This is a genomic window from Anabaena sp. CCY 9910, from assembly GCF_963920875.1.
In the GTDB taxonomy this organism is placed as follows: domain Bacteria; phylum Cyanobacteriota; class Cyanobacteriia; order Cyanobacteriales; family Nostocaceae; genus Trichormus; species Trichormus variabilis.
On the sequence record NZ_CAWUDJ010000016.1, the window covers coordinates 60,108 to 83,214 of the forward strand.

Genomic DNA, 23,107 nt, shown 5'->3' on the forward strand with positions numbered 1-23,107 from the left:
GCGCAATGATATTTCAATTAAATTTAGCAGCGATCGCAGCTGTTGCAACTCAAGCTGCATGGAAAACAGCAAAACCAATTTTGCTTAGGGATGTAGTAATACTTCCCGCCTTAGGATTCTTAGGAATTATCTTGTTGTGGTGGGTTATTGCCCTGACAAATCATGAACTAATGCCCACTCCACCAGAAGCGTTAGTTGCCAACCTGGACTACATACTAAACCCCTTTTATCAGAGAGGCCCTGGTAACTTGGGGATTGGTTGGTTATTGATAGCCAGTTTACGACGAGTCTTGATTGGTTTTCTGTTAGGTGCAGTAGTCGCCATTCCCTTGGGATTTTTGATTGGGATGTCTAGACCTGCGATGTTAGCACTCAATCCGATTATTCAGATATTCAAACCCGTATCGCCCTTAGCTTGGCTACCCATTGCCTTAGCCATCTTCAACTTGGCAGATCCTTCAGCCATCTTCGTCATCTTTATCACCTCCCTCTGGCCGACTATTATCAATACCGCCTTAGGAGTAGCCAGCGTTCCCAAAGATTATTTAGACGTAGCACGAGTACTAGAAATGCCCCGTTGGCGGCGAATTACCAAAATTATTTGGCCAGCCAGCTTACCCTATATCTTTACAGGCTTACGCATCAGCTTAGGCATTGCTTGGCTAGTCATAGTTGCAGTAGAAATGCTGACAGGTGGTATTGGTATCGGCTTCTTTGTTTGGGACGAATGGAGTCGTTTAAACCTCAGTTCAGTATTTCTCGCCGTCTTCATCATTGGCTTAACGGGACTAATTCTAGACTTCGCCGTCGGTAAACTGCAAGAATTTGTCACCCATCGTCCCACAACAGCTAAATAACAAAAACTGATATTGCTGAATTAATCCCAGCCACAACATGAGCAATCATAACTGGACTAGAAGAGATTTTATCAAAGGCGTAGGAGCCACCACCGCCGGCATTACCCTATCTGCCTGTAACCCTTCAGGAGATAGATCCGCCACAGGCCTAACCCAAGAAGCCCTAGCCATCAAACCAGTAATCAAATCCAGCGATTTAGAAAAACCCGATTTGATTGTCGGATACGTTCCTGTAAATGATTGTGCGCCATTTGCGATCGCCTGGAAAAAAGGCTTTTTTCGCAAGTATGGCTTAAACGTCCAACTCAACCGCGAAGCCAGTTGGGCTACCTCCCGCGACGGCTTAATTTTTGGTCGTCTTGATGCTGCGCCTGTAGTATCTGGTGCAGTCACCAACGCCCGTATAGGTGCAGAAGGCGCACGCCACGCCCCCCTATGTGCAGCCATGACAATCCATCGCCACGGTAACGCCATGACCATGAACAAAGCCATGTGGGACTTTGGCTTGCGTCCTTGGTACGAATATCAAGAAAAATATGGCGATGGTGCATTAGAAGCCTTTGGACGGGATTTTCGCGGGTATTTTGCGAAACAACCACCAGAGAACAAAGTCTGGGCTGTAGTTTTAAGTTCGGCGATTTACGAATACTTCGTCCGTTATGTATCGGCTGCGGCTGGTGTTGACCCCCTCAAAGAATTTCGTGTGATTATTGTCCCACCGCCCCAGATGGTGACCAATGTGCGAATAGGGGCAATGCAAGCATACATGGTAGCAGAACCGTGGAATACCAGAGCAATCACAGGTAACGAAGGCATTGGTTTTACTTTTGCCCAAGGAAAAGAAGTCTGGCTAGGACATCCAGATAGATTATTGGGGGTGATGGAGTCTTTTATTAATCAATACCCCAAAACCTACCGTTCCTTGGTCAAAGCCATGATTGAAGCTTGCCAATATTGCAGTAAACCGGAAAATCGCCAAGAAGTCGCTGAACTAATTACAGACCGTTCCTTCACAGGTGCAAGACCGAAAAATAAAAATTTACCAATCACTAAATTGACCGCACCAGGAATTATCGGTTCGTACAACTATGGCGGATTTGATGGCAAAGACCGCACCATTCCCGCCGCAGACACAACAATTTTCTACGATATTCCCGACAACCTGCCCAAACAACCAGGGGAACATTCTACATTTTTATGGAGATCCAGAAGCCTTTGGTTAATGACTCAAGCCGCCCGTTGGGGACAAATCAAGGAATTTCCCAAAAATGCGGAACAACTAGCCGAAAAAGGCTGGAGAACAGATTTATATCGCCAGATAGCCACAGAAATGGGGATTCAATGTCCCCAGGATGATTACAAGGTTGAACCACCGGAAGTATTTATAGATAAGAAAGGTTTTGACCCCAGTGACCCTGTTGGCTATTTAAACAGTTTTGCAATTAGGGCGAACGCGCCTACTCGTTTTTTCCTATCTTGAACAGGGGATTGTGATTTTTATTAATACATAGTTAAAAAAATTTAGGAGCATTTGCTATGAAATATACACCACCAGTAGTAGATAATCATCAAAAAACTAAGTCCTGCTCTAATTTTTTAGAAATTGAGAATTTAGTTAAGTCTTATCCAACACCAGATAAAGGTAACTTTGTTGTTTTAGATGGGGTAAATTTAACCATTGGTGAAAACGAATTTATTTCTGTAATTGGGCATTCTGGATGCGGTAAATCCACTTTACTAAAAATTGTAGCGGGCTTAGAAAAAGGCACTTCTGGTTCAGTTAGGCTTGACGGTAAAGAAATTCACAAACCAGGTGCGGAAAGAATGATGGTATTTCAAAATTATTCCCTCCTACCTTGGTTAACAGTGAGAGAAAATATCCGTCTGGCAGTTGATGAAGTGTTAAAAAATGCTAATAGAGCCGAAAAAATTAGCATTGTGAACGAACACTTGGCAATGGTAAACTTAACCCCGGCAGCAGATAAATATCCTGATGAAATCTCTGGAGGTATGAAACAAAGAGTAGGGATTGCCAGAGCCTTAGCCATTCGTCCAAAAATGCTGTTAATGGATGAACCTTTTGGCGCATTAGATGCTTTAACCAGAGGTAAATTACAAAGACAAGTATTAGATATCTGGGAAAATAATCGCCAAGCAGTCATGATGATTACCCATGATGTCGATGAGGCAATTTATATGAGCGATCGCATCGTATTAATGACAAATGGCCCAGCCGCAAACATTGGAGAAATATTAGAAGTACCGTTTTCCCATCCACGGGACAGGTCTGCTATGCGTAACTCAAAAGAATACTTTGAACTTCGTAATCATGCCTTAAATTTTCTCGACAAATATTTTGCTCAAGAAGATTAAAGTAGTTTATTATCTCTTTAGTGGGTAGCCTAATTCAAATTAAGTTTGCAATCATTTGGAACGGAGGAACCATGTTATGGGGCGCATCTTGCAGAGAGTAGCTAACTAGAGTAAAAAGCGAAGAGTAACCAAGTATTCAACTCATTACTCATTACTCATTACTCAGCACTCTTAAAGAGAGACACCTTCCAGTCTTAGCCCGTCAGCTAACTCCGTCGGCAATGGAAGGAACCCCCAAGACTTTGGCTTTTATACCAGTTGTTATTGGGGTTTCCTTACGGATATAAATGTCCGTTTTACCCTGCTTCTCATTGATGTGTTCATTAAGTTTGGGAGAAGTTAAAGCTGTGAAAATTAAGCCAATGTTAGCACGCCTGCAAAGTGCTATGGGTCGTGATGATTTAATTGACCAAATGGTGTTATTACCAGAACCCCAAAAAAGTCAAACAACACAATCAATCAACTTAATCGTTGGTTATGATGCTTCTCCTAACAGCCATACAGCACTAGATATAGCTTGTTGGATTGCCCATCAAACAAGGTTAGCGACTAATCAACAAGTCACCGTGCAAGCTGTTTATGTAGTGGAAGATAGCAACACCACAAATTGTTCTAATATTTTAAGCTTTGCTAAACCCTTGCCGACAATAGAATTGCCGCTAGGTGAAACAAAAAAATCCAGCACCTCTGTAATTACTCAACCAAAACTGACAGGAATTAAATCATATCTTCAAACAGAAACATTAACACCTCTGCAAGAAGCAGATAGAATTATTTGGCAGGCAAGAAGTTTGGCTGAAGAATGGCAAGGTTCATTCAAATCTCATCTACGCTTCGGTTGTGTAAGTACAGAATTGAGAAAAGTTGCAGAATTTGAAGCTGCTGATATCTTATTTGTAGGTTGTAAATCTGTTTATCATCCTCTCATTGAAACCTTAGGTTATAATTTCCCCTGTGCTGTCTTAGGAATTCCTGAATGTATAGATGAATAATTCTGACTTTCAGAAGTTATTTATCTAAATGAAAATGCAGAGAAAAGTCACCTATTATAGGGTGACTTTTTTCGCTATTACAAAATAACATCAACTGCAAGAGGTCGGCGTGGAAAACTGGCAATCACTCCTAAGTGTCATCGTATTTATCAGCGTCATTTTTCTCATTATGACGGAATGGGTGCATTTGACTATTGCAGCCTTATTAGGAGCATTATTATTAGTATTTACTAATGTGATGACTTTACAAGAAGCTGTTGCTTACATCGGTAATAGTCATGGCACACTGGGATTATTTTTTGGGGTAATGGTTTTAGTTAGAGCATTTGAGCCTACTAAAATATTTGATTATTTAGCAACCCAAATAGTGATATTAGCTAAAGGCGATGGTAAGCGTCTCTTACTCGGCATTGTTGGCATTGTCACTCCCATTTGTGCAGTGTTACCAAATGCAACAACAGTTATGTTGTTAGCCCCACTAATTCCACCAATGGCACAGGAAATAGGGATAAATTTTGTACCTTTATTGATATTAATGGTCTTGATTGCCAATAGCGCTGGATTGCTGACATTAGTAGGCGACCCAGCGACATTTATTGTGGGTGATGCGGTCAATATCAGTTTTATAGATTATCTATGGAAACTTAGTTTAGGTGGTGTGATTGCAGTCGCTATGGTGACTCTTACTTTGCCAATTTTATTTCGTAAAATTTGGCAGACAAAATTAGAGAATCTAGAAGAATTACCACACCCAGAAATTAATCATCCACGAGTTTTGAGTGTGGGTGCAGTAATTGTCGCTTTTGTCCTGCTATTTTTTGTGATTGGAGAATCTTTGCCAATACCGATTTCTCCGGCGGCTGTGGCTTTGTTAGGCGCAGCTTTGGCTTTACTACTATCTCACCATAGCAAAATTGATACAGTCAACAATATTTTACGTGATGTAGACTGGAGTACATTAATATTCTTTATGAGTATTTTTGTACTGATTGGCGGGTTAGAAAAAACAGGTGTAATTGGTAGTTTATCAGGGATATTGGCGACTATTTTAGGAAAAAATATTCTCTTGGGTTCTCTGGTATTGTTGTTTCTTGTAGGAATACTATCGAGTGTCGTACCTAATATTCCCTTGGTAGTGGCGATGGTTCCCCTACTTAAGCAATACATTGTCACTGTAGGATTAGCACCCGCAGAAGTTTTAGCAAGAGACTTTCAAGGACAATTTCCTCCAGAAGTTTTACCACTGTTTTACGCCATGATGTTTGGTGCAACCTTAGGCGGAAATGGTACGTTAGTCGGTGCATCGTCTAACATCGTGGCAGCGGGAATTTCCGAACAGCACGGACGACGTATTTCTTTTAAAACTTTTCTTCACTATGGTATTCCAGTCACAATCTTACAACTAATGGCCTCAGCATTGTATGTGTTAATCCGCTTTCTGATTTAGCAGGATTTATTTATATTCAGTGAAAATTAGATGTGTTTATACTTGTCGAGAGTGTAATTACACACTCTTGCCTAGAATGCTATTATTTAGAATGATATGCAGGAATAAATCTTGTATATCTTTTTAGTATTAATCAGGATTTTTATCTATGAATCCAACCGAAGCCTCTACCGAGAATAATGCAAGATCATTAGAAAATGGTAGCACCAATTCAGCAATAAACAAACAGCAATTCCGTACTGGTGTTAGTGAAAGTAATAATTTAGACAAAATCAGAGAGATTCTCATTGGCAGCCAAATGCAGGAACTTGACAAGAGGTTTACTGGTTTGGAAGAACGGATAGTTAAAGAATTATCTCATGTACGAGATGAAACTAAAGAGCGCTTGGATGCTTTGGAGGTATATGTAAAAGCGGAAGTTGAAATTTTAAGCGAAAGTATAAAAAATGAGCAGATGGAAAGAGAATCTCATTTAAAAGCAATTACGGAAGAATATAAATTCCTCCATACATCATTAGAGAAGAAACTGGTTCAGTTTGCTGAACAAACTATTAGTAATCAACGTAATCTACGCGAACAAATTCTGATTCAATCGAAAAATTTACAGGATGAAATTAGACAAAAATATGAAGAAATAAATAGTTTGATAGAAAAAGAAACTCAGCAACTAAGTCATGATAAAGCTGACCGTACTCATCTGGCAGATTTATTCACAGAAATTGCTTTTCGGCTAAATAAATAACAGCATTATCCAAAATTTCATTATCTCAGCAGAACAGCATAAATATTTGCAGGTCGGATAAGGCAGCGATTGTAAGGGTAGTAAAGAGTTGTTTAGCCCAGTTTATTCATCTGTTCCCTGTTCCCTATTTCAAGCTTCAATCTAGCATACTTAGGTACTGAAGAATCAAAATTATTTAATTATAGAGTGTAGTTTGGGGGATTATATTAGTGGATAATGATGCAATAGATCCTAGCAGTCAAATATCCCCTGATAATGACTTATCCTTAATTAAGGAAATTACTAAAGTTGATGATGAACTCAGTAAACTTCGTAGTTTGTTGTTGGGAGTTGAGCCAGCTAAACTTAACCACTTTTATGAACTATTAGATAACCCACAAATCAGACCAGAAGATATTAGCCGCTTACTTCCAGAAGCTGTGATCTTAAGATCGCAGCAAGATAAACAACTAATTACAGCGATGATTTCCATTGTTGAAGAAGCGATTCAAGTTTCTGTTCAACAAGATGAAAATATACTTTCAGAAGCTTTTTTTCCAGTCATTATTCCTGCATCTCGGAAAGCGATCGCCTCATTGCTTGATGAAATGATGCAATCCCTCAACCAAACTCTAGAGCATAGTTTTTCCTGGGAAAGTTTGCAATGGCGACTAGAAGCGAAACGTACAGGGAAATCATTTGCAGAAATAGTTCTACTGCGGACATTAGTCTATCGAGTAGAACAGATATTTTTAATACATAAAAACACAGGATTATTGTTGCGACATCTTGTAGCCAATCAAGTCACCAGCCAAGACCCGGATTTAGTGGTTGCGATGTTGACTGCTATTCAAGATTTTATCAAAGACTCTTTTAGTGTTCAAAAAACAGATCAATTGCAAAGTTTGCATTTTGGAGAACTGCGAATCTGGATTACAGAAGGGCCACAAGCATTATTAGCAGCGACAATCCGGGGTAATCCTCCCCAAGAATTGAGATTAGGTCTGCAAACAGCAATTGAAAAAATTCATCTCAAGCTGAGTAGAGAGATGAAAGACTTTGCTGGGGATGCAGAACCATTTCAAGTATGTCAGCCTTATTTAGAATCTTGCCTAATTAGTCAGTATAAATCTGCGTCCAAAAAAAGTTACAAATATGCTTGGACTTTTTTAGGTATCGTGGCGATCGCCTGTGGGGTTTGGAGTTTTTTTGCTGTCAGAGAGCAACTACGTTGGCGTGCTTACTTGCAAGAACTCAATTCTCAACCAGGTATTGTGGTAACTGACACCAAACAGCAGTTCGGTAAATATTTTATCTCTGGATTACGTGATCCCCTAGCACCAGATCCCCATACCTTACTACAACAAACAAAACTCAATCCGCAAACAATTGTCAGTCATTGGCAAAGTTATTTATCTTTAGAACCCCAGTTGATGATAAAAAGGGTAAATAAATTACTCCAACCTCCACCTACTGCATCACTAAAAATTGACCAGAATGGTGTTCTCTATGCTGTTGGCTCTGCACCCCGTCAATGGATTTTAGCCACGCGTAAATCATGGTCTGTCATACCCGGATTAACCCAATTTCAAGATCAGGATCTTGTAGAAAGCGAATTAAAGGAATTGGCATTATACCAAAGTCAAATTGAGCGAGCTATTATCTTTTTTCCAGAAGGATCTCAAGAAATTATTCCTAGTGAATTATCTAAATTAAATAACTTAGCATTAGCAGTTAAAAAACTTTTAGCCGTTGCTAAATATCTAGAGAAAGATGTATTTATTCAAATAATAGGACATACTAATACAACTGGTACGGAATCAAGGAATGCTCAACTGAGCGAAGGACGCAGTCAAAGAGTTTTATCTTATCTATCTTCTCAAGGTATTAGCACCAGCCAGTTACAAGTATTAGGAGTAAGTTCTAGCCAACCTTTGCAGCCAGAATTGACAGATGAAGGTAAAAAATTTAATCGCCGAGTGTCCTTCAAGGTCATAATTATGAGGGTTGACCGCTCGAAATAAATCAAACTCAAGGGTATGATTCAAAGAAAGATTTGTATGGTGGGTGCATTTGCTACTGGTAAAACTAGTTTAGTAGCTAGATTTGTTTATAGTATTTTTTCGGAAAAATATCAAACTACTGTTGGAGTCAAAATTGATAAAAAAATTGTTAATCTCCCGGAAAATCCCGTTAATTTAATCATTTGGGATATTTACGGGGAAGATGAATTACAGAAATTACAAATGTCATATATGCGGGGTTGTTCTGGCTATTTATTAGTAGTAGATGGAACTCGCAAAAATACATTAGAAACAGCTTATCGTTTGCAGAATAGTTTAGAAGCTAACTTTGGTCGAATTCCTTTTGTTTTAGTGATGAATAAATGGGATATAACTGACGAATGGGAGGTAGATCCGGCTGAAATTAATTCTCTAATAAACAAAGGGTGGAATGTAGTAGAAACCAGTGCTAAAACTGGAATAGGAGTAGAGGAGGTTTTCCAAATTTTGGCTCAAAAAATTATGGAGACATAAATGCTAAATATACCTAATCCAGTAATTAACTATCTGCTGGATATGATTTTTATGGAGCGATCGCCTGCCTATTTTTTAGTAAAAAAAGATGGTAGCTTATCAACATGGGGTGGTGATATAGCTAAATATGGATTTACAAATCTCTGTCAGGGAGAAAAAATTAATGAGCAGGCCTTTTTTTTAGAAGGTTTATTACCACTTGATGATATTCCTTTGTTTTTACCCCATATCAAAACTAATAATGGAATTGCTCTAGACATTCATCTCTTTCCCTCAGATGAAGGGGATTGGGTACTATTATTAGGTAGTACTTGGGATGAGAAATATATATCGTCAATTCAGCAAAGATTTCATGATTTTAGTTTGTTTTACCAATTCTGTATGAAGACACGCCAAGCTAAGTCAAACTGATAGAGAATACTAATTCAAAATATTCTATGGGAAGCTTAAGCTACTAAGCATTTAACTATACTTAAAAATTATTCATAATGACGCACCCTAAATTTTGCTGAAGATTTAGTACGCTAGAGACGTTGTATGCAAAGTCTCTACATCATTTATTGGGCGCAACTTCATATAGAGTTGGTATCACTTATTCTTTCATGCTACAAAGTTTTGCGTTTTTAGGTACATCCGTCGAGTTCCAAGTTGGTATATTTTTTGCTTAATTGAATTTAAGAATAAGCAAAAAATGGCAAAAAACTGATAAAGTTCTGTATCAGCCTGGATTTGCGTCATTTCCCTAACTAACACCAAACTATGAAACGCCGAGAAGTTTTGAATACTGCTGCGATCGCCACAGCAACTACAGCTTTAGTTTCCTGTACCAAAACTAGTACATCTTCCGTGCAAGCAGGATTACCAAATGTGCGCTGGCGGATGACGACTAGCTGGCCTAAGTCTTTAGGGACTTTTATTGGTGCAGAAACCGTTGCCAAAAGAGTAGCAGAAATGACCAATGGGCGTTTCAAAATTACACCATTTGCGGCGGGGGAATTAGTACCAGGCTTGCAAGTTCTCGATGCTGTCCAAGCTGGAACTGTAGAATGTGGTCACACATCTAGTTACTATTACATCGGCAAAAGTCCAGCTTTAGCCTTCGCCACCTCTGTACCCTTCGGTTTAAATGCCCAACAACAGTATGCTTGGCTTTACCAAGGTGGTGGACTAGCAGCTATCCAAAAAATTTATGCTAATTTCAACGTTATTAATTTTCCGGCTGGTAGTACCGGCGCACAGATGGGGGGATGGTTCAAAAAAGAAATTAAATCTGTGTCTGATCTCAAAGGTTTGAAAATGCGGATTCCTGGTTTAGGCGGACAAGTCATGTCCCGTTTAGGTGTGAATGTGCAAGTATTACCAGGAGGCGAAATTTATTTAGCTTTAGACAGAGGTGCAATTGATGCAGCCGAGTGGGTAGGCCCCTATGATGACGAAAAACTGGGTCTGAATAAAGCTGCTCAATTTTACTATTATCCTGGTTGGTGGGAACCCGGCCCAACTTTGGATGTATTAGTTAACCTGAATGCTTGGAATCGTCTACCAAAGGAATATCAGGAAGTATTCAAAACGGCGACTGTAGAAGCTAACTTAACGATGCTCAATCAATATGATGCTTTAAACGGAGAAGCCCTTTCCAGGTTACTAGCAAGTGGGACAAAGCTCGTTCCCTACAGTCCAGAAATTATGCAGGCAGCTCAGAAAATTTCGTTTGATATTTTTGAAGAAAATGCTAGTAAGGATGCAGCTTTCAAACAAGTTTACGAGCAGTGGAAAGCCTTCCGTAAGCAGATTTTCGCCTGGAATCGGGTTAATGAATTGAGCTATGAAAATTTTGCTACATCTACATCTTGAATCTACTGTTTGATTTGTACCTGTTTATCTAGCTAATTGTAATTTGGCTACCATTTCAGCCCGTGCTGATACACTCAGTTTCTGAAAAATTCTCTTTAATGTCTGCTTGACGGTATTTTGACTAATCCAAAGTTCGGCAGCAATTTCTGCATTGGTTAAACCATTAGCGACTAAGCTTGCTATCTGTAATTCTCTCGGAGTTAAGCAAGTCGTCTTTTCCGAAAGAATCAAATCAGACTGCGATCGCAAAAATGCTAACTTTGTGGAAATATGAGCGCAAATGGCACTTAACTGCATTAAATTCCCCATATCAAAGGCGGGGGTTCCACTGGTTCGGGCAAAATGAACAGTACCAATTAGTTTTCCTTGCCCAACAATCGGCCCTGTCATGATATGTTCATGGTCATAAATTTTGCCACACCCGATCTGATATAGTTGGCTCTGCTTCCAATCTGATGGGCTAAAAATGATTTCTTCGTGGGCTGGTGCATGATTTTGGCTGACGTAATCCATGATTGGATCAATCGCTGCACCAATGGTTTGGTAGTAATCGATAAAACTATCGGGTAGTCCTTGAAGATCAATTGTGGGACTTTGTCCTTGGCTATCGGACAAATAAATCCCCCAGTGTTGACTATCAAATAAATCCCCCGCCATATCCATATAGTTTAAGCGTAGTTGGAGTTCATCTTTGGCGATCGCTATTTTGTGAATCAAAGTGTGAAAGCTATGGGACATAGCAAAATGTACTCAACTGGGTAATTGGCAGTTCAATTATTCAACTTTAGGATAACTGTATTCATGACAACCTTTTAACTTTCTCATATGAATGATGAGCCTAAATATACTATTGGTCTAGTTATCTATCCAGATATGACTCAACTGGATATCACTGGCCCACACCAAGTTTTTTCTTCCATACCTAACACTCGCGTCCTTCTATTGTGGAAATCCCTAGAACCTGTTATCAGTAACGGTGGGTTAACTATTTTACCTAATACCACTTTTGCCGAGTGTCCTCAACTTGACGTGTTATGTGTCCCTGGTGGAGGATTTGGCGCAGTGGAAATGATGGAAGACGCTGAATTACTCAACTTTCTCAAGGAACAGGAAAAAACTACTCGATACATAACTGCCGTTTGCACTGGTTCTCTGATCCTTGCAGCAGCAGGTTTACTACAGGGATATGAAGCTGCGACTCATTGGGCATTTCGAGAACAACTAGAATTGATGGGTGTAAAAGTCAGCACAGCCAGAGTAGTTGTAGACCGCAACCGAATTACTGGCGGTGGTGTGACAGCAGGAATTGATTTTGCTTTAAATATAGCTGCCATTCTCTGCGATGAAAATACGGCTAAGTTAATTGAGTTGATACTGGAGTATAATCCTTTACCTCTATTTGGATGTGGTTCCCCAGAAAACGCAGGCGCAGAATTAGTAAAAGCTGTCATGAATATCGGTCAACCATTGATAACTGCATCGTTGACAGCTAGCCAAAAAGCTGCATCTAAGTTGTTCTTGGTTTCCTAAACATTAACTTCCCAAAGAAGGTAAAAAACTAACAATTCCGGGGAAAATAATGATTAACAGCAACACTAAAAGTTGTAGCAAAATAAAGGGGATGACACCGCGATAAATGTCTGATGTGGTGACTTCTGGTGGTGCTACACCTCGTAAATAAAATAGGGCAAAGCCAAAGGGGGGTGTGAGAAAGGATGTTTGCAAATTTGCGCCTAAAACCACACCGTACCAAACTAAGTCAATGCCTAACTTTTGGGCGACTGGAACAAATAAGGGTATGACAATAAAGGCTATTTCAAAAAAGTCGATGAAAAAGCCCAAGATAAATACTACAGTCATACTGACCAGCAAAAAGCCAACCTTACCACCAGGGAGATTGGCTAGGACATCGAACATGAATTGATCGCCGTTCAATCCCCGGAAAACTAAACTAAATGCTGTAGAACCAATGAGGATAAAAACTACCATACTGGTGATGCGTAAGGTAGTATCGCAGACTTGGCGTAATGATTCTAAGGTGAATTGACCATTAGCAGCTGCAAGAGCGATCGCCCCAGCACAACCTACTGCACCCGCTTCTGTTGGTGTAGCAAAGCCAAAAAAGATACTCCCCAATACTAATAAAATCAGTATCAAAGGCGGTATCATCACCTGTATTACCCTTTTTCCCAAGGCTTTACCACCGATTTCTCTCACTTGGGCAGGTAAGGCTGGAGCTACATCCGGTCTGATGAAAGCCACAATTAATACATGAAGGGCAAAAGCACTTGCCATCATCAAACCGGGAATCACGGAACCAATGAACAAATCCCCTACCGATACGCCCAATTGATCGCCTAATACTACCAACACCACACTCGGCGGGATAATTTGTCCCAAGGTTCCCGATGCAGCAATCACACCAGTGGCTAATTCTTTGTTATACCCATAGCGCAGCATAATCGGTAGAGAAATCAAACCCATTGCTACCACCGTGGCTGCTACTACACCAGTGGTTGCGGCTAATAATGCGCCTACTAAGACAACAGCTAAAGCTAGTCCACCCCGTAAGCGTCCTAACAAAATACCCATCGTTTCTAGGAGTCTTTCCGCAATGCCCGATTTTTCTAACATTGCCCCCATGAAAATAAAATAGGGGATTGCTAACAGGGTATAGTTAGCCATAATGCCAAAAATGCGCTGTGGCATGGCTGTCAGAAATATAGGGTCGAAGACACCTAAACCAATTCCCAACAATCCAAATAAAATCGCCACCCCACCTAAAGAAAAAGCTACTGGGTAGCCTGAAGATAAGAGAACTAAAGCACCAGCAAACATGACTGGCCCCAACCATTCATAAGCCAGTGTCATGATTTTCCTCCTGGGGTTCTAGTCTGCCTTGGATAATTGCCAAGTTTTTAATTGCTTGGGAAATTCCTTGAATAATTAACAACACAAAGCCAACGATAATCATGGCTTTAATGGGGTAGCGGGGCAACCCACCAGGATCGGGCGATAATTCACCAATCTGCCATGATGCGACGATGGTGTCCCAAGAAACAAAAATCACTATGATGCTGAAGGGAATGAGAAAAAATATGGTTCCGAGAAAGTCTGCGATCGCTTTACGCCGACGTTGCCAATTACTATAAAAAATATCAACGCGGACGTGTTCGTTATGCTTCAGGGTATAAGCTGCCCCTAAGAAAAAAATTACATCGAAAATATACCACTGAGCTTCTATATAAGCGTTGGATGTGAGGTTGTTACCGCTAATGCGCCCTAAATATCGCCCGACAACATTCCACACGCCTACTATGACCATGACTAATACCAACCAACTGGTATATCGACCTACGCGTTCTGTAAAGGCATCAATTATTCTCGATATTTTTAACAGTTTTTCCAAGGCTGCTTTTACCTATATAAACTCCTGTAAAAGTAGTTTACAGCGCAATCACGGAGGTAAATCTGCTAATTTTGTGAGAATTTGCCATGTAGACAGATGAGCAGAGATGAGAAAAAATTATCATTGCTTCCTACTCCGTGGAAGTAGTAAAAGAACGGGTAGCCATCGACTGTAATCGCATTACAGGCAAAGATTTAGAGAGGCGATCGCTCAAGACATTCAACTACAAATCAAATACAATCCCCAACCTCCCGTTAATAGTAGGTATTTCTCCTCCAAGCACTCCTGCGGATGTTTTGGTGTGTGTCCAAGCCGCTAGTCAAAATTTACCGGAAACCAGACGACAAATTGTCCAAGTAATTAACCAAAAGTGAAACATGGCTCAAGAAACTTGATATCCTGACATTAGAACATGAGATCACACAACTCCTTGTCCCAGCAGTAATCTCTCAACTATAAAATTTCTGTATGAATGCCAATGAAATATTTTTGAGACCTGCTGAAAAACAAGATGCGTGGGTACTGAGTGCAGTTCATATTGCTGCTATCAAGGCTCTACCTGCAACTTTTTACACCCGCCAAGAATTGTTAGCTTGGCGTAATCATCTGTCTAAACCAGACGGTTCTCATATTCTCAAAAGGATGAAATCAGAAACATTCTGGGTTGCAGTTGAGGGCAATAATATTGTCGGATTTACTAGTTATATTGTTGATGAATTAATTGCCTTATATGTACATCCTCATTATCAAGGTAGAGGAAATGGCAGAGCCTTAGTAGAGCATTTTTTCCATCAAGCTACTCAGCAAAAAGTTGATAAAGTTATCACAACTGCTAGTCTTTATGCTGAAGGATTTTATTTACGTTTAGGATTCCGTGCTATAGAAAAATCTCCTCACCAATTGAGTAAAGGAGTAATAGTTCCTGTTATCAAAATGAGTAAAGAATTAATTAAAATTACATAAATTGGTAGTCCAATCTACCTTACCATGATTGTAGTAGGCAATGCTTATCTTAATTCTTTCTGCATCAGTGCAGGCTACACCAACAACATTAAATTATATTACCAATTACCACGAATATTATATGAATACATCACAAAACATCCAACAATTAACAGCAGAGTGGATAACATCAGAAAATTTTCAACGTTATGGACAAGTAATTTTTCCTAGTTCAGATGGTAAAGCTTTTGATACCGAAGATGCACAATTAAATTTGCAGAATGGTACACCCCGCTTTTATATTATGCAACTGCAAAAACGGGGTCGGAAGTTTCATAAAATTACTCGCCATCTCCAATGCACTCAATGTTTAGGTTCTCTAGAAGGTAAGGACTGGTTAATTGCGGTTTGTCCTCCTGACAATGATGTAGATATACCGAGGTTAGAAGAGATTGCGGCTTTCCGCATACCAGGAAATTGTTTTATTAAATTAAATCAGGGTACTTGGCACGCCGGGCCATATTTTGACCATGAGGTTGTAGATTTTTATAATTTAGAACTTGCTGATACTAATGTGGTTGATCATTTCACCCATGATTTTCTTAAAAGTCATCAATTAGAGTTTGAGATGACTTAGGTAAATTCTGGATATTTGCTGAGGTTAGATAGCACTCCACTAGGCTACTATTCTGCATAAGTATTGATTCGCTGAGTGCCGAAAATTTCTTAAATTTACTCGGCGATCGCAACCCAAAATTATTTATGCTGGATAGTATGTTTAAGAAACTGCCTTTTGCCTTAGTTGCAGCTACTATTTTTGTGGTATCGATAGACCATCCCAGCACCACATTAGCCGGAACTTGTGCTTCTAAATGTGGCTCACGACCACTACAGTTTACACCAGGGCAACGAATTCGCTTAGAAATTATCAATAAGACATCAAATTTAGTCGAGCTAGAAAGAGTCCAAGGTGCGCCTCCCATTCGCCTACAACCTCAACAAAAACTGCAATTTCCACAACAGGACGATTCCCAACCGAATCTTTCGCTGGTTTTTTGGGATGAAACGGGTGCGCCATTACAAGCTGTCGTTTCTCGACCAAACTTTGGCACTCTACGTGTAGAATTTCACCCTACTTGGCGTTACCCAGGTAATGGCCTCCGACCGACCGAAGGTCATCGCTCTCTCTATATACTGAATGATGGACGGATAAACGTATTTTGAAACCGACATGATGATTTTGGAAGTAGCGATGCTCAATATCAAAAGTGGCGCAGAGCAGCAACACTCACCATTGAAGCAACCGCAACTTCCAACAGGAACGTCTGATGACACGCCGCTTTGCGTCTACGCGCTCCGTCAAATCCATCAGTGTAAACCCACCAATAATCAATTTCTACCTTGTCTGTACTGATATAAGTAAAAACTAGAGTAGAGTTAATCCCACAGTTTGCTAATCTTGACGTTTTTTATGGTTGGGTTAAGAATCTACTTTGCCGTTGCTATCTTGTGAGGCGTGCGCTTGAGCAAGTAACCTGAGCGAATCACTGACACCGCGAGGCTTTGGTACTTCGCTTTTCCCAGATGGCCAACCTTCACGCTGACGGGAGCGGTTTCCATCTGTCTCTTCGGTTTGGTCGTGAAATAAAATTTGTTGTGTTGGGAAGGGTAAATCAATGCCGTTAGCAACAAGCGTTTTCTTAATTGCAGAGATTACCTTATCCCGTGAAGATAAATCATCTGCCCTCCGTGGTGGTTTGATCCACCAACGCACACGAATGTTGACCGTACTTTCGGCAAGTTCCATCGCCAGTACATCAGGAGCAGGATCTTTTAAAACTTCATCTATACTGTGCAGCGCATCTAACATCAACTGCTTGGCTAGGTCAATATCATCGCCGTAGCCAATACCAACATCGTACTCTAGTCGGCGGTGATCAAAAGCAGTGTTGACAGTTACCGAATTAGTAAATAACTCAGAGTTAGGAATAACAATTCGCCGACCGTCATAAGTTCTAATTGTCGTTGCCCGTGTTTCGATATTCTCTACAGTCCCCTCAAAGCCTTTAAATACAATTTGGTCATCAATTTGAAAAGGTTCAGTTAGCAGAATTAAAATCCCAGAGAGGAAGTTTTGCAGAATATCGCGGAAGGCAAAACCAATGGCAACACCACTAATTCCCAAAAGTTGCACTAAATCACCTGCTCTAAATGTGGGAATCACAATGGAAAGAGCAATAAACAACCCAATCAAAATTGTTACACCTTGCGCTAACCTTCCTAATACTAATCCCAGATTTCGTGCAGAATGACGATTGCGAGTTAATCGCTTGACTAGTGCCTTAATTCTACTAGCAACAAACAAAAATATCAGAAAGACAATCAACGCTAAGACAATATTGGGTAGCAAAGCCATAAAACCGTTGATCATGCTTTGAACCGTATCCCACGCTGCGGAGATTTCTGCATTCATGAACTTTCCTCATTCAATTTTGGTTTTTAGATCAGTACTTATACAAAGAGACTTTTTGCTGTGAGAGGGTGTAAACGAATAGTGCTAGCTACACAAAACCAAACATCAGCAGTAGCGTTTCAATAGGGCTACGTTCTTCGACATCTACAACTTGCTGTGGTGGTTCTGATGCTGGCGGTTGCAGAGCCATCAGAGCAGTTGGGATGAGCGTGATATATACTTTGGGTAAGTTTTGCAATTCCTCTATAACTTTCCCTACTTCTCGATTAGAAACGTGAACCATCACTATATCGATCGGTTCGTCTGCATTCCCTTCAAATCGTGCCAAATTTGAGCCGTTATGGGATTTGGCAATGTCAATCGCTGCTTTTCCGTTGCCTCTTGGGACTTGGATCATAAGTTGACGCATTTTCACCTCCTGCCGCTAACGATCTTGCTTTTTCAGGTGATAACTCTACTACCCAAAGAAGTATTTTCTGAAAAAGAACATTTGATTATCGCCAGAAGATGAAATGAAAAAGTACAGTTTATTAGATGAAAAGTAGCAATTTGAAACAATATTTGTAATTACTTTATTGTTTTATTTACTAATAAAATATAAAGAGTTTTTAAATGGAATTAGGAGTTATCCTTGCCTGAAAAAATAAATTATTTTCACACCATCTATAGTAACTCTGGTGTGAAAGCTGACCGGAACAGCGAATTATGTGAACAAGGGCGATCGCTCAAATAGTATATGTAGGGATTGGTAATAAATAATAGTAAAAAACAATTACCCATTACCAAGCAAAGTAACCATATCGTTAATAATTAGCTGAACACGAAGAAAGCTTTTTAATTCAATTGCCTTCCCGTATTTCATCGTACTTAGCGCGTACTGCTCGTATATCTTGCCACATTAACCATTTAGGGCTACCTTGCTCCTTAGAAGGGTTACGCAATAAATAAGAAGGGTGGAAAATGGGCATACATAAATGCCCTTCCCACTCTATCCACTGGCCGCGAATCTTGGTAATGCCGCGTTTATCACCAGTAAGACCTTTGACGGCGGTTGCACCTGTGAGCAAAATGATTTTGGGGTTAACAAGGCGTATTTGTTCTAATAAATATGGTAGACAAGCAGCCATTTCATTAGGGGTAGGAACTCGATTATCAGGTGGTCGGCACTTATTAATGTTAGCAATATAAACATCATGCTCAGTAGTCAATTCCACTGAGGCTAAAATTTTATCTAGCAACTGCCCTGATCTACCCACAAAAGGCAGGCCTGTTTCGTCTTCATTTTGACCAGGTGCTTCTCCAACGACCATAATAGGTGCTTTGAGGTTGCCTCTGCCGACCACAGCATGGGTACGGGTGCTACCCAATTCACAACGCTGGCACTGATTACAATGCTGTGCCAACTCGGTCATATTGGTATACGTTCCGGGTGGAATGGGAATTTTGGCATCCGTGGGAATCAAATCTTGTTGGTTAAAGTTTGATTCTTCGTTAAAGAGGCTGAGTTGGATTTCGCTACTCATGAAAATCTGGATAATTGGCCTAGTGACAGCTAATTTGTGTAAATTTAATGGGCTATAACTTTCGTCAGATATCTCTCAGACAGGTACTGTTACTGAACACTGAATATTGACTAGATTCTTATTGTATCAGTGAATTCTAGGGATGATGCAGCTAAATGAATCGTATGTAGTTTAGGTACTGGTAGATGTTCCTCGTTCATATTGCATGGCTTTGGCATAATCCCCTAAGGCATAACAAGCTATTTTCAGACTGGCAAGAGCTTGTTCTTCAATGCGTTGATCTTTGATGCTTCTGGCTAACAATAGGCGTGCTTCATAGTATGTAATGGCTCTGCTATGGTCACCTAAAGCTTCACAGGCAACACCTAAACTACCAAGAGACTGTTCTTCACTACGCTTATCTTTGAGTTCTCTAGCTAATTGCCAGCGTTTTTCATAGTATTTAATGGCTTTAGCATAATCACCGATCGCATAGCAAGCATTACCCAAGTTTTTCAATACCTGAGCAGCACTACGAGGATTATTTAAGGAGAGTGCTATTTTGACGCATTTTTCGTAGTAGGCGATCGCTTTTGGGTAATTATCCAAAGCATACCAAGTATTGCCTAGATTTTTCAGTACTTGTTCTATGCCCCAGCTATCTTTGAGTTCTTCAACAATGATGAGGCTTTGTTCTTGATAAGCAATTGCTTGATTAAAATTACCAGAAGCTTTATATACTAATCCTAAATTATTTAAGGCTGCAACTTGACTCCGTTTGTCTTGCAACGTTTGAGTTAGTTGCAAACACGCTTCGAGAAACTCAATGGCTTTGTTATAGTCGTTCAAATGACGATAAGCATTACCCAAATGAGACAGTATTTGCATCCTTACTGATAAATCTGGGGTGTCTGTCAAGGATAAACATTTTTGACAGTAACAAATAACATTTCTATAATCTCCTGAGGTGTAAGCGATTAATGCCAGCAACGACAGGACTTGTTCTTGTTGTTTGACATCCCTGGCTAGCTGAAACATCTCTAGGGATTGTTGTAAAGACTTGATGGCTGCTATTAAGTCTCCAGCCTGCTGTTGTTGAATTCCTTGCCGCAGTAACTTGGATGCTTCTGATGAGTGATTGTCGTTTTCTGGAGGAACCAATGATTCTTTCGGTTCACCTTGGTCAAATTCGTGAGTAATCGTGTTGCGCCTTACTTGTTTGGGGTATTTGGCAACTTGCACAGGAACCTTATTGTTGATGCTGTTGTTCCCTTCACCGTTTGACATTGACCAATTCCTGATAACTGGGGTGACGTATTTAGTATTCCCAAAAATTAGCCGCTTCTTTCATGCAAAAGACTGATAACTGTTTTCATCTCGGTAGAATAACTAGTTCAATTCCCCATCCATAGCCTCAGTGTCCCTATTTCTTGCTAGTTTTTACTTATATAAATAGAGGTATTAGCAATGCAGAGACAACTAGAACCAGAAGTGATGGATAGTTGGGAGGAAGCTAGTGAATATGATGCAATGGATTTTACTGAGGTAAATAATGCTTTTGCTGAAGAGGCCGTGGCTTGTGGTTCATCAGAAGATGGTTTAGTCTTGGATGCGGGTACTGGTACTGCACGGATTCCGGTTTTAATCTGTCAGAAACGTCCTCGGTGGCAGTTAGTGGCGATTGATATGGCTGAAAATATGCTACAGATTGCTACACAGCACGTCCAGCAGTCTGGGTTACAAGAACATATTCGTTTGGAACTGGTGGATGCAAAACGTTTACCTTATGAGGATGGGGTATTTGATTTGGTCGTTTCTAACAGTCTAGTTCACCATCTGCCTGACCCTCTACCTTTTTTTGCCGAAATCAAGCGCGTTTGCAAACCTCAAGGCGGTATTTTTATCCGTGATTTATTTCGTCCTGAGGATGAAGCAACAATGAATGCTGTAGTGGCAAGTATTGGGAATGAATACGATGACTATCAGAAAAAATTATTTCGTGATTCGCTCCATGCCGCATTGACATTGGATGAGGTTAATCAACTGATTATAACAGCAGGGTTAACGGGAGTGGAGATTTATCAGTCAAGCGATCGCCACTGGACGGCTAAACGCAGTTGGACTAATTAGAAATATCATGCTGTTCGGCTTCCGCTAGCCAGCTTAGTCTATTGATTGGTGTTTTTGTCTGCCAAATTTGTTCAAACTCGGCTCTTGTAATACCAAACTCTAATAAATCTGCTTTACTGAGGGGTTTGTCACACAACATTCCATAATTATCGGCAAAATGGTTGTCATCATAAAACAAGACATTACCGTTTTCGTAGACTTCTATTTGTCTTGTAGCGCATAAATCGTTACCTACTTGTATTACTTCTATAAAGTAGGTACTAGTACCCCAAGTATCAAACTCTCCTCCAAGGGTTTCATCCCAGAACCATTTACAGTATTTCTTTTCCTTGGTTGATAAAGACATCATTTTTTTGCTCCTGTTATAGAGGCTAATATCTTCAAGGTACTCTAAAAGAATATGCTTGTGTGTCTGAGTCAGGATATCGAGAGAAAGTAAATGCCGACCAATGCACAAACACTATCAAAATGAGGAGGGCAAAACAAAATTTTACAAGGCATTCTAGAGTTAAACCTAGAAACTATTTTGAAGGGAAAAGACGATGACAATCTCTTTAAATCACACTATAGTTCCTGCTCATAATAAAGAAGCATCAGCACAGTTTTTTGCTCAAATTTTTGGTTTAAACGTCGAATCTGTTGGTCATTTTGCGGCTGTGCGAGTTAATGACACACTTACGCTTGATTTTGATGACAGAGGAACATTCGAGTCTCACCATTATGCTTTTCATGTCAGTGATGCAGAATTTGATACTATCTTTGCCAGAATCAAACAAGCTGGTTTGGAATATAGTAGCGACCCCATGCACCACAACAAGGGAGAAATCAACCATAGAAAAGGGGGGCGTGGTTTTTATTTCTACGACCCAAATGGTCACAATTTAGAACTATTAACCCGTAGCTGATAGTTACCGAGCATCATTTCCTACTCAGGTTAAGTCATCACATCTTGAGATTGCAATTATTTTCTACTCTTTTTTTAGATGAATTAGTTCTGTCTTTATCTGAGGGGCGGTAGAATAAACCTAATTTTCGTAGCTTCAACAGAATAACTATGGCTATGTCTTCTACACTACAACGGGCATTTACCAACGGCCGTGTACTGAAAGTAATTAGTGGTTTGAACAACTTTGACGCTGATAGCGTTGCAGCTATTATTAAAGCTGCTGAACTTGGTGGTGCGACTTTTGTAGATATTGCCGCCGATGCTGGATTGGTTCAGTTAGCTAAAAGATTGATTAATTTACCAGTTTGTGTATCAGCAGTAGATCCAGAAAAATTTGTCACAGCAGTAGAAGCTGGTGCAGATTTGATTGAAATCGGTAATTTTGATTCTTTTTACGCTCAAGGACGCAGATTTGAGGCTGCGGAAGTATTGGCGCTGACTAAACAAACCCGCGCTCTCTTACCCGAAATTACCTTATCTGTGACTGTTCCTCATATCCTAGAACTAGATCAACAGGTACAGCTAGCCGAAGAATTGGTAAAAGCTGGAGCAGATATCATTCAAACCGAAGGTGGTACAAGCAGCCAGCCTACTCACTCTGGAAGCCTGGGATTAATTGAAAAAGCTGCTCCCACTTTGGCAGCAGCTTATGAAATTTCTCGTGCTGTATCAGTACCAGTATTATGTGCTTCCGGCATTTCTAATGTGACTGCACCTCTGGCGATCGCCTCCGGTGCGGCTGGTGTTGGTGTCGGTTCTGCTATCAACCAACTCAACAGCGAAGTAGCGATGATTGCGGCTGTACGCGGCTTGGTTGAAGCTTTGGGAACTGTTGATCGTGTAATCGTCTAGTTAGGAATCAGGGACATGGGGGAGATGAGGGAGGAACACCTGAAAAATCTTCCCCAATCCCCAATCCCCAAT

At 40.3% G+C, this 23,107-nt stretch carries 26 protein-coding genes and 1 riboswitch; of the genes, 18 read left to right on the forward strand and 8 right to left on the reverse strand.

Annotated elements, in window-relative coordinates; translation table 11 throughout:
- Positions 1 to 5 precede the first annotated feature (5 nt).
- The 10 genes from ntrB to ACM5QX_RS14050 all read left to right on the forward strand — a co-directional run bounded on the left by ntrB (position 6) and on the right by ACM5QX_RS14050 (position 10,781).
- Positions 6 to 857 (forward strand): nitrate ABC transporter permease, encoded by an 852-nt coding sequence (gene ntrB, locus ACM5QX_RS14005; RefSeq protein WP_011317728.1) that lies wholly within the window; start codon positions 6 to 8, stop codon positions 855 to 857.
- Between the two features lie 37 nt (positions 858 to 894).
- Positions 895 to 2,337 carry an ABC transporter substrate-binding protein gene (locus ACM5QX_RS14010; protein ID WP_414754065.1) on the forward strand — a complete coding sequence of 481 codons (1,443 nt, stop codon included), beginning with the start codon at positions 895 to 897 and terminating at the stop codon, positions 2,335 to 2,337.
- Between the two features lie 56 nt (positions 2,338 to 2,393).
- A complete protein-coding gene (locus ACM5QX_RS14015; protein ID WP_414754066.1) occupies positions 2,394 to 3,230 on the forward strand; it encodes an ABC transporter ATP-binding protein in 837 nt (278 codons plus the stop codon).
- Positions 3,231 to 3,246: 16 nt separating this feature from the next.
- Positions 3,247 to 3,463: riboswitch (cyclic di-AMP (ydaO/yuaA leader) on the forward strand.
- A gap of 129 nt (positions 3,464 to 3,592) precedes the next feature.
- Positions 3,593 to 4,222, forward strand: a complete 630-nt coding sequence (locus ACM5QX_RS14020; protein WP_414754131.1) for a universal stress protein — start codon at positions 3,593 to 3,595, stop codon at positions 4,220 to 4,222.
- A gap of 109 nt (positions 4,223 to 4,331) precedes the next feature.
- Entirely contained in the window at positions 4,332 to 5,669 is a 1,338-nt protein-coding gene (locus ACM5QX_RS14025; protein WP_414754067.1) for an SLC13 family permease, read from the forward strand.
- A gap of 148 nt (positions 5,670 to 5,817) precedes the next feature.
- Positions 5,818 to 6,411, forward strand: a complete 594-nt coding sequence (locus tag ACM5QX_RS14030; RefSeq protein WP_414754068.1) for a hypothetical protein — start codon at positions 5,818 to 5,820, stop codon at positions 6,409 to 6,411.
- A 209-nt stretch (positions 6,412 to 6,620) separates the two neighbouring features.
- Positions 6,621 to 8,414 carry an OmpA family protein gene (locus ACM5QX_RS14035; RefSeq protein WP_414754070.1) on the forward strand — a complete coding sequence of 598 codons (1,794 nt, stop codon included), beginning with the start codon at positions 6,621 to 6,623 and terminating at the stop codon, positions 8,412 to 8,414.
- Between the two features lie 15 nt (positions 8,415 to 8,429).
- Complete coding sequence (locus ACM5QX_RS14040; RefSeq protein WP_011317735.1) at positions 8,430 to 8,927, forward strand: Rab family GTPase; 498 nt, start codon at positions 8,430 to 8,432, stop codon at positions 8,925 to 8,927.
- Positions 8,928 to 9,338 (forward strand): hypothetical protein, encoded by a 411-nt coding sequence (locus ACM5QX_RS14045; protein WP_414754071.1) that lies wholly within the window; start codon positions 8,928 to 8,930, stop codon positions 9,336 to 9,338.
- Positions 9,339 to 9,686: 348 nt separating this feature from the next.
- Positions 9,687 to 10,781 (forward strand): TRAP transporter substrate-binding protein, encoded by a 1,095-nt coding sequence (locus tag ACM5QX_RS14050; RefSeq protein WP_414754072.1) that lies wholly within the window; start codon positions 9,687 to 9,689, stop codon positions 10,779 to 10,781.
- Positions 10,782 to 10,805: 24 nt separating this feature from the next.
- Here ACM5QX_RS14050 and ACM5QX_RS14055 read toward each other — a convergent pair whose 3' ends face one another.
- Positions 10,806 to 11,519, reverse strand: a complete 714-nt coding sequence (locus ACM5QX_RS14055) for a LuxR C-terminal-related transcriptional regulator (RefSeq protein ID WP_414754073.1) — start codon at positions 11,517 to 11,519, stop codon at positions 10,806 to 10,808.
- Positions 11,520 to 11,606: 87 nt separating this feature from the next.
- Between ACM5QX_RS14055 and ACM5QX_RS14060 the strand changes: the two genes are divergently transcribed.
- Positions 11,607 to 12,311, forward strand: coding sequence for a DJ-1/PfpI family protein (locus ACM5QX_RS14060; protein ID WP_414754074.1), 705 nt, complete (start codon positions 11,607 to 11,609; stop codon positions 12,309 to 12,311).
- Between the two features lie 3 nt (positions 12,312 to 12,314).
- On the opposite strand, the gene ACM5QX_RS14065 is transcribed toward ACM5QX_RS14060, so the two are convergent.
- Both ACM5QX_RS14065 and ACM5QX_RS14070 read right to left on the reverse strand, forming a co-directional pair.
- Positions 12,315 to 13,652, reverse strand: a complete 1,338-nt coding sequence (locus tag ACM5QX_RS14065) for a TRAP transporter large permease (RefSeq protein ID WP_414754075.1) — start codon at positions 13,650 to 13,652, stop codon at positions 12,315 to 12,317.
- Positions 13,636 to 14,190 (reverse strand): TRAP transporter small permease subunit, encoded by a 555-nt coding sequence (locus ACM5QX_RS14070; RefSeq protein WP_414754076.1) that lies wholly within the window; start codon positions 14,188 to 14,190, stop codon positions 13,636 to 13,638. The genes ACM5QX_RS14065 and ACM5QX_RS14070 overlap by 17 nt, the downstream gene beginning before the upstream one ends.
- Before the next feature lie 137 nt (positions 14,191 to 14,327).
- On the opposite strand from ACM5QX_RS14070, the gene ACM5QX_RS14075 reads away from it, so the two are divergent.
- The 4 genes from ACM5QX_RS14075 to ACM5QX_RS14090 all read left to right on the forward strand — a co-directional run bounded on the left by ACM5QX_RS14075 (position 14,328) and on the right by ACM5QX_RS14090 (position 16,356).
- Positions 14,328 to 14,564 carry a hypothetical protein gene (locus ACM5QX_RS14075; protein WP_414754078.1) on the forward strand — a complete coding sequence of 79 codons (237 nt, stop codon included), beginning with the start codon at positions 14,328 to 14,330 and terminating at the stop codon, positions 14,562 to 14,564.
- Positions 14,565 to 14,658: 94 nt separating this feature from the next.
- Positions 14,659 to 15,153, forward strand: coding sequence for a GNAT family N-acetyltransferase (locus ACM5QX_RS14080; protein ID WP_414754079.1), 495 nt, complete (start codon positions 14,659 to 14,661; stop codon positions 15,151 to 15,153).
- 121 nt (positions 15,154 to 15,274) lie between these two features.
- A complete protein-coding gene (locus tag ACM5QX_RS14085) occupies positions 15,275 to 15,769 on the forward strand; it encodes an ureidoglycolate lyase (protein WP_414754081.1) in 495 nt (164 codons plus the stop codon).
- Positions 15,770 to 15,906: 137 nt separating this feature from the next.
- Entirely contained in the window at positions 15,907 to 16,356 is a 450-nt protein-coding gene (locus ACM5QX_RS14090) for a hypothetical protein (protein WP_011317743.1), read from the forward strand.
- A gap of 256 nt (positions 16,357 to 16,612) precedes the next feature.
- Here the strand turns inward: ACM5QX_RS14090 and ACM5QX_RS14095 are convergent, their stop codons facing one another.
- The 4 genes from ACM5QX_RS14095 to ACM5QX_RS14110 form a co-directional block, all read right to left on the reverse strand.
- The gene (locus ACM5QX_RS14095; protein WP_414754082.1) at positions 16,613 to 17,605 is read right to left on the reverse strand and encodes a mechanosensitive ion channel family protein; all 993 of its coding nucleotides are present in this window, start codon (positions 17,603 to 17,605) and stop codon (positions 16,613 to 16,615) included.
- Between the two features lie 88 nt (positions 17,606 to 17,693).
- Positions 17,694 to 18,014 carry a hypothetical protein gene (locus tag ACM5QX_RS14100; RefSeq protein WP_414754083.1) on the reverse strand — a complete coding sequence of 107 codons (321 nt, stop codon included), beginning with the start codon at positions 18,012 to 18,014 and terminating at the stop codon, positions 17,694 to 17,696.
- 430 nt (positions 18,015 to 18,444) lie between these two features.
- Positions 18,445 to 19,128, reverse strand: a complete 684-nt coding sequence (locus ACM5QX_RS14105) for a uracil-DNA glycosylase (RefSeq protein ID WP_414754084.1) — start codon at positions 19,126 to 19,128, stop codon at positions 18,445 to 18,447.
- A gap of 171 nt (positions 19,129 to 19,299) precedes the next feature.
- A complete protein-coding gene (locus ACM5QX_RS14110) occupies positions 19,300 to 20,394 on the reverse strand; it encodes a tetratricopeptide repeat protein (protein ID WP_011317748.1) in 1,095 nt (364 codons plus the stop codon).
- Between the two features lie 180 nt (positions 20,395 to 20,574).
- Here ACM5QX_RS14110 and ACM5QX_RS14115 point away from each other — a divergent pair, with 180 nt between their 5' ends.
- Positions 20,575 to 21,237 (forward strand): class I SAM-dependent methyltransferase, encoded by a 663-nt coding sequence (locus tag ACM5QX_RS14115; protein ID WP_414754085.1) that lies wholly within the window; start codon positions 20,575 to 20,577, stop codon positions 21,235 to 21,237.
- On the opposite strand, the gene ACM5QX_RS14120 is transcribed toward ACM5QX_RS14115, so the two are convergent.
- A complete protein-coding gene (locus ACM5QX_RS14120; protein WP_011317750.1) occupies positions 21,230 to 21,583 on the reverse strand; it encodes a hypothetical protein in 354 nt (117 codons plus the stop codon). The genes ACM5QX_RS14115 and ACM5QX_RS14120 overlap by 8 nt on opposite strands.
- A 196-nt stretch (positions 21,584 to 21,779) precedes the next feature.
- Between ACM5QX_RS14120 and ACM5QX_RS14125 the strand changes: the two genes are divergently transcribed.
- The gene (locus tag ACM5QX_RS14125) at positions 21,780 to 22,142 is read left to right on the forward strand and encodes a VOC family protein (RefSeq protein ID WP_414754086.1); all 363 of its coding nucleotides are present in this window, start codon (positions 21,780 to 21,782) and stop codon (positions 22,140 to 22,142) included.
- A 149-nt stretch (positions 22,143 to 22,291) separates the two neighbouring features.
- Positions 22,292 to 23,035 (forward strand): DUF561 domain-containing protein, encoded by a 744-nt coding sequence (locus ACM5QX_RS14130; protein ID WP_414754087.1) that lies wholly within the window; start codon positions 22,292 to 22,294, stop codon positions 23,033 to 23,035.
- Positions 23,036 to 23,107 lie beyond the last annotated feature (72 nt).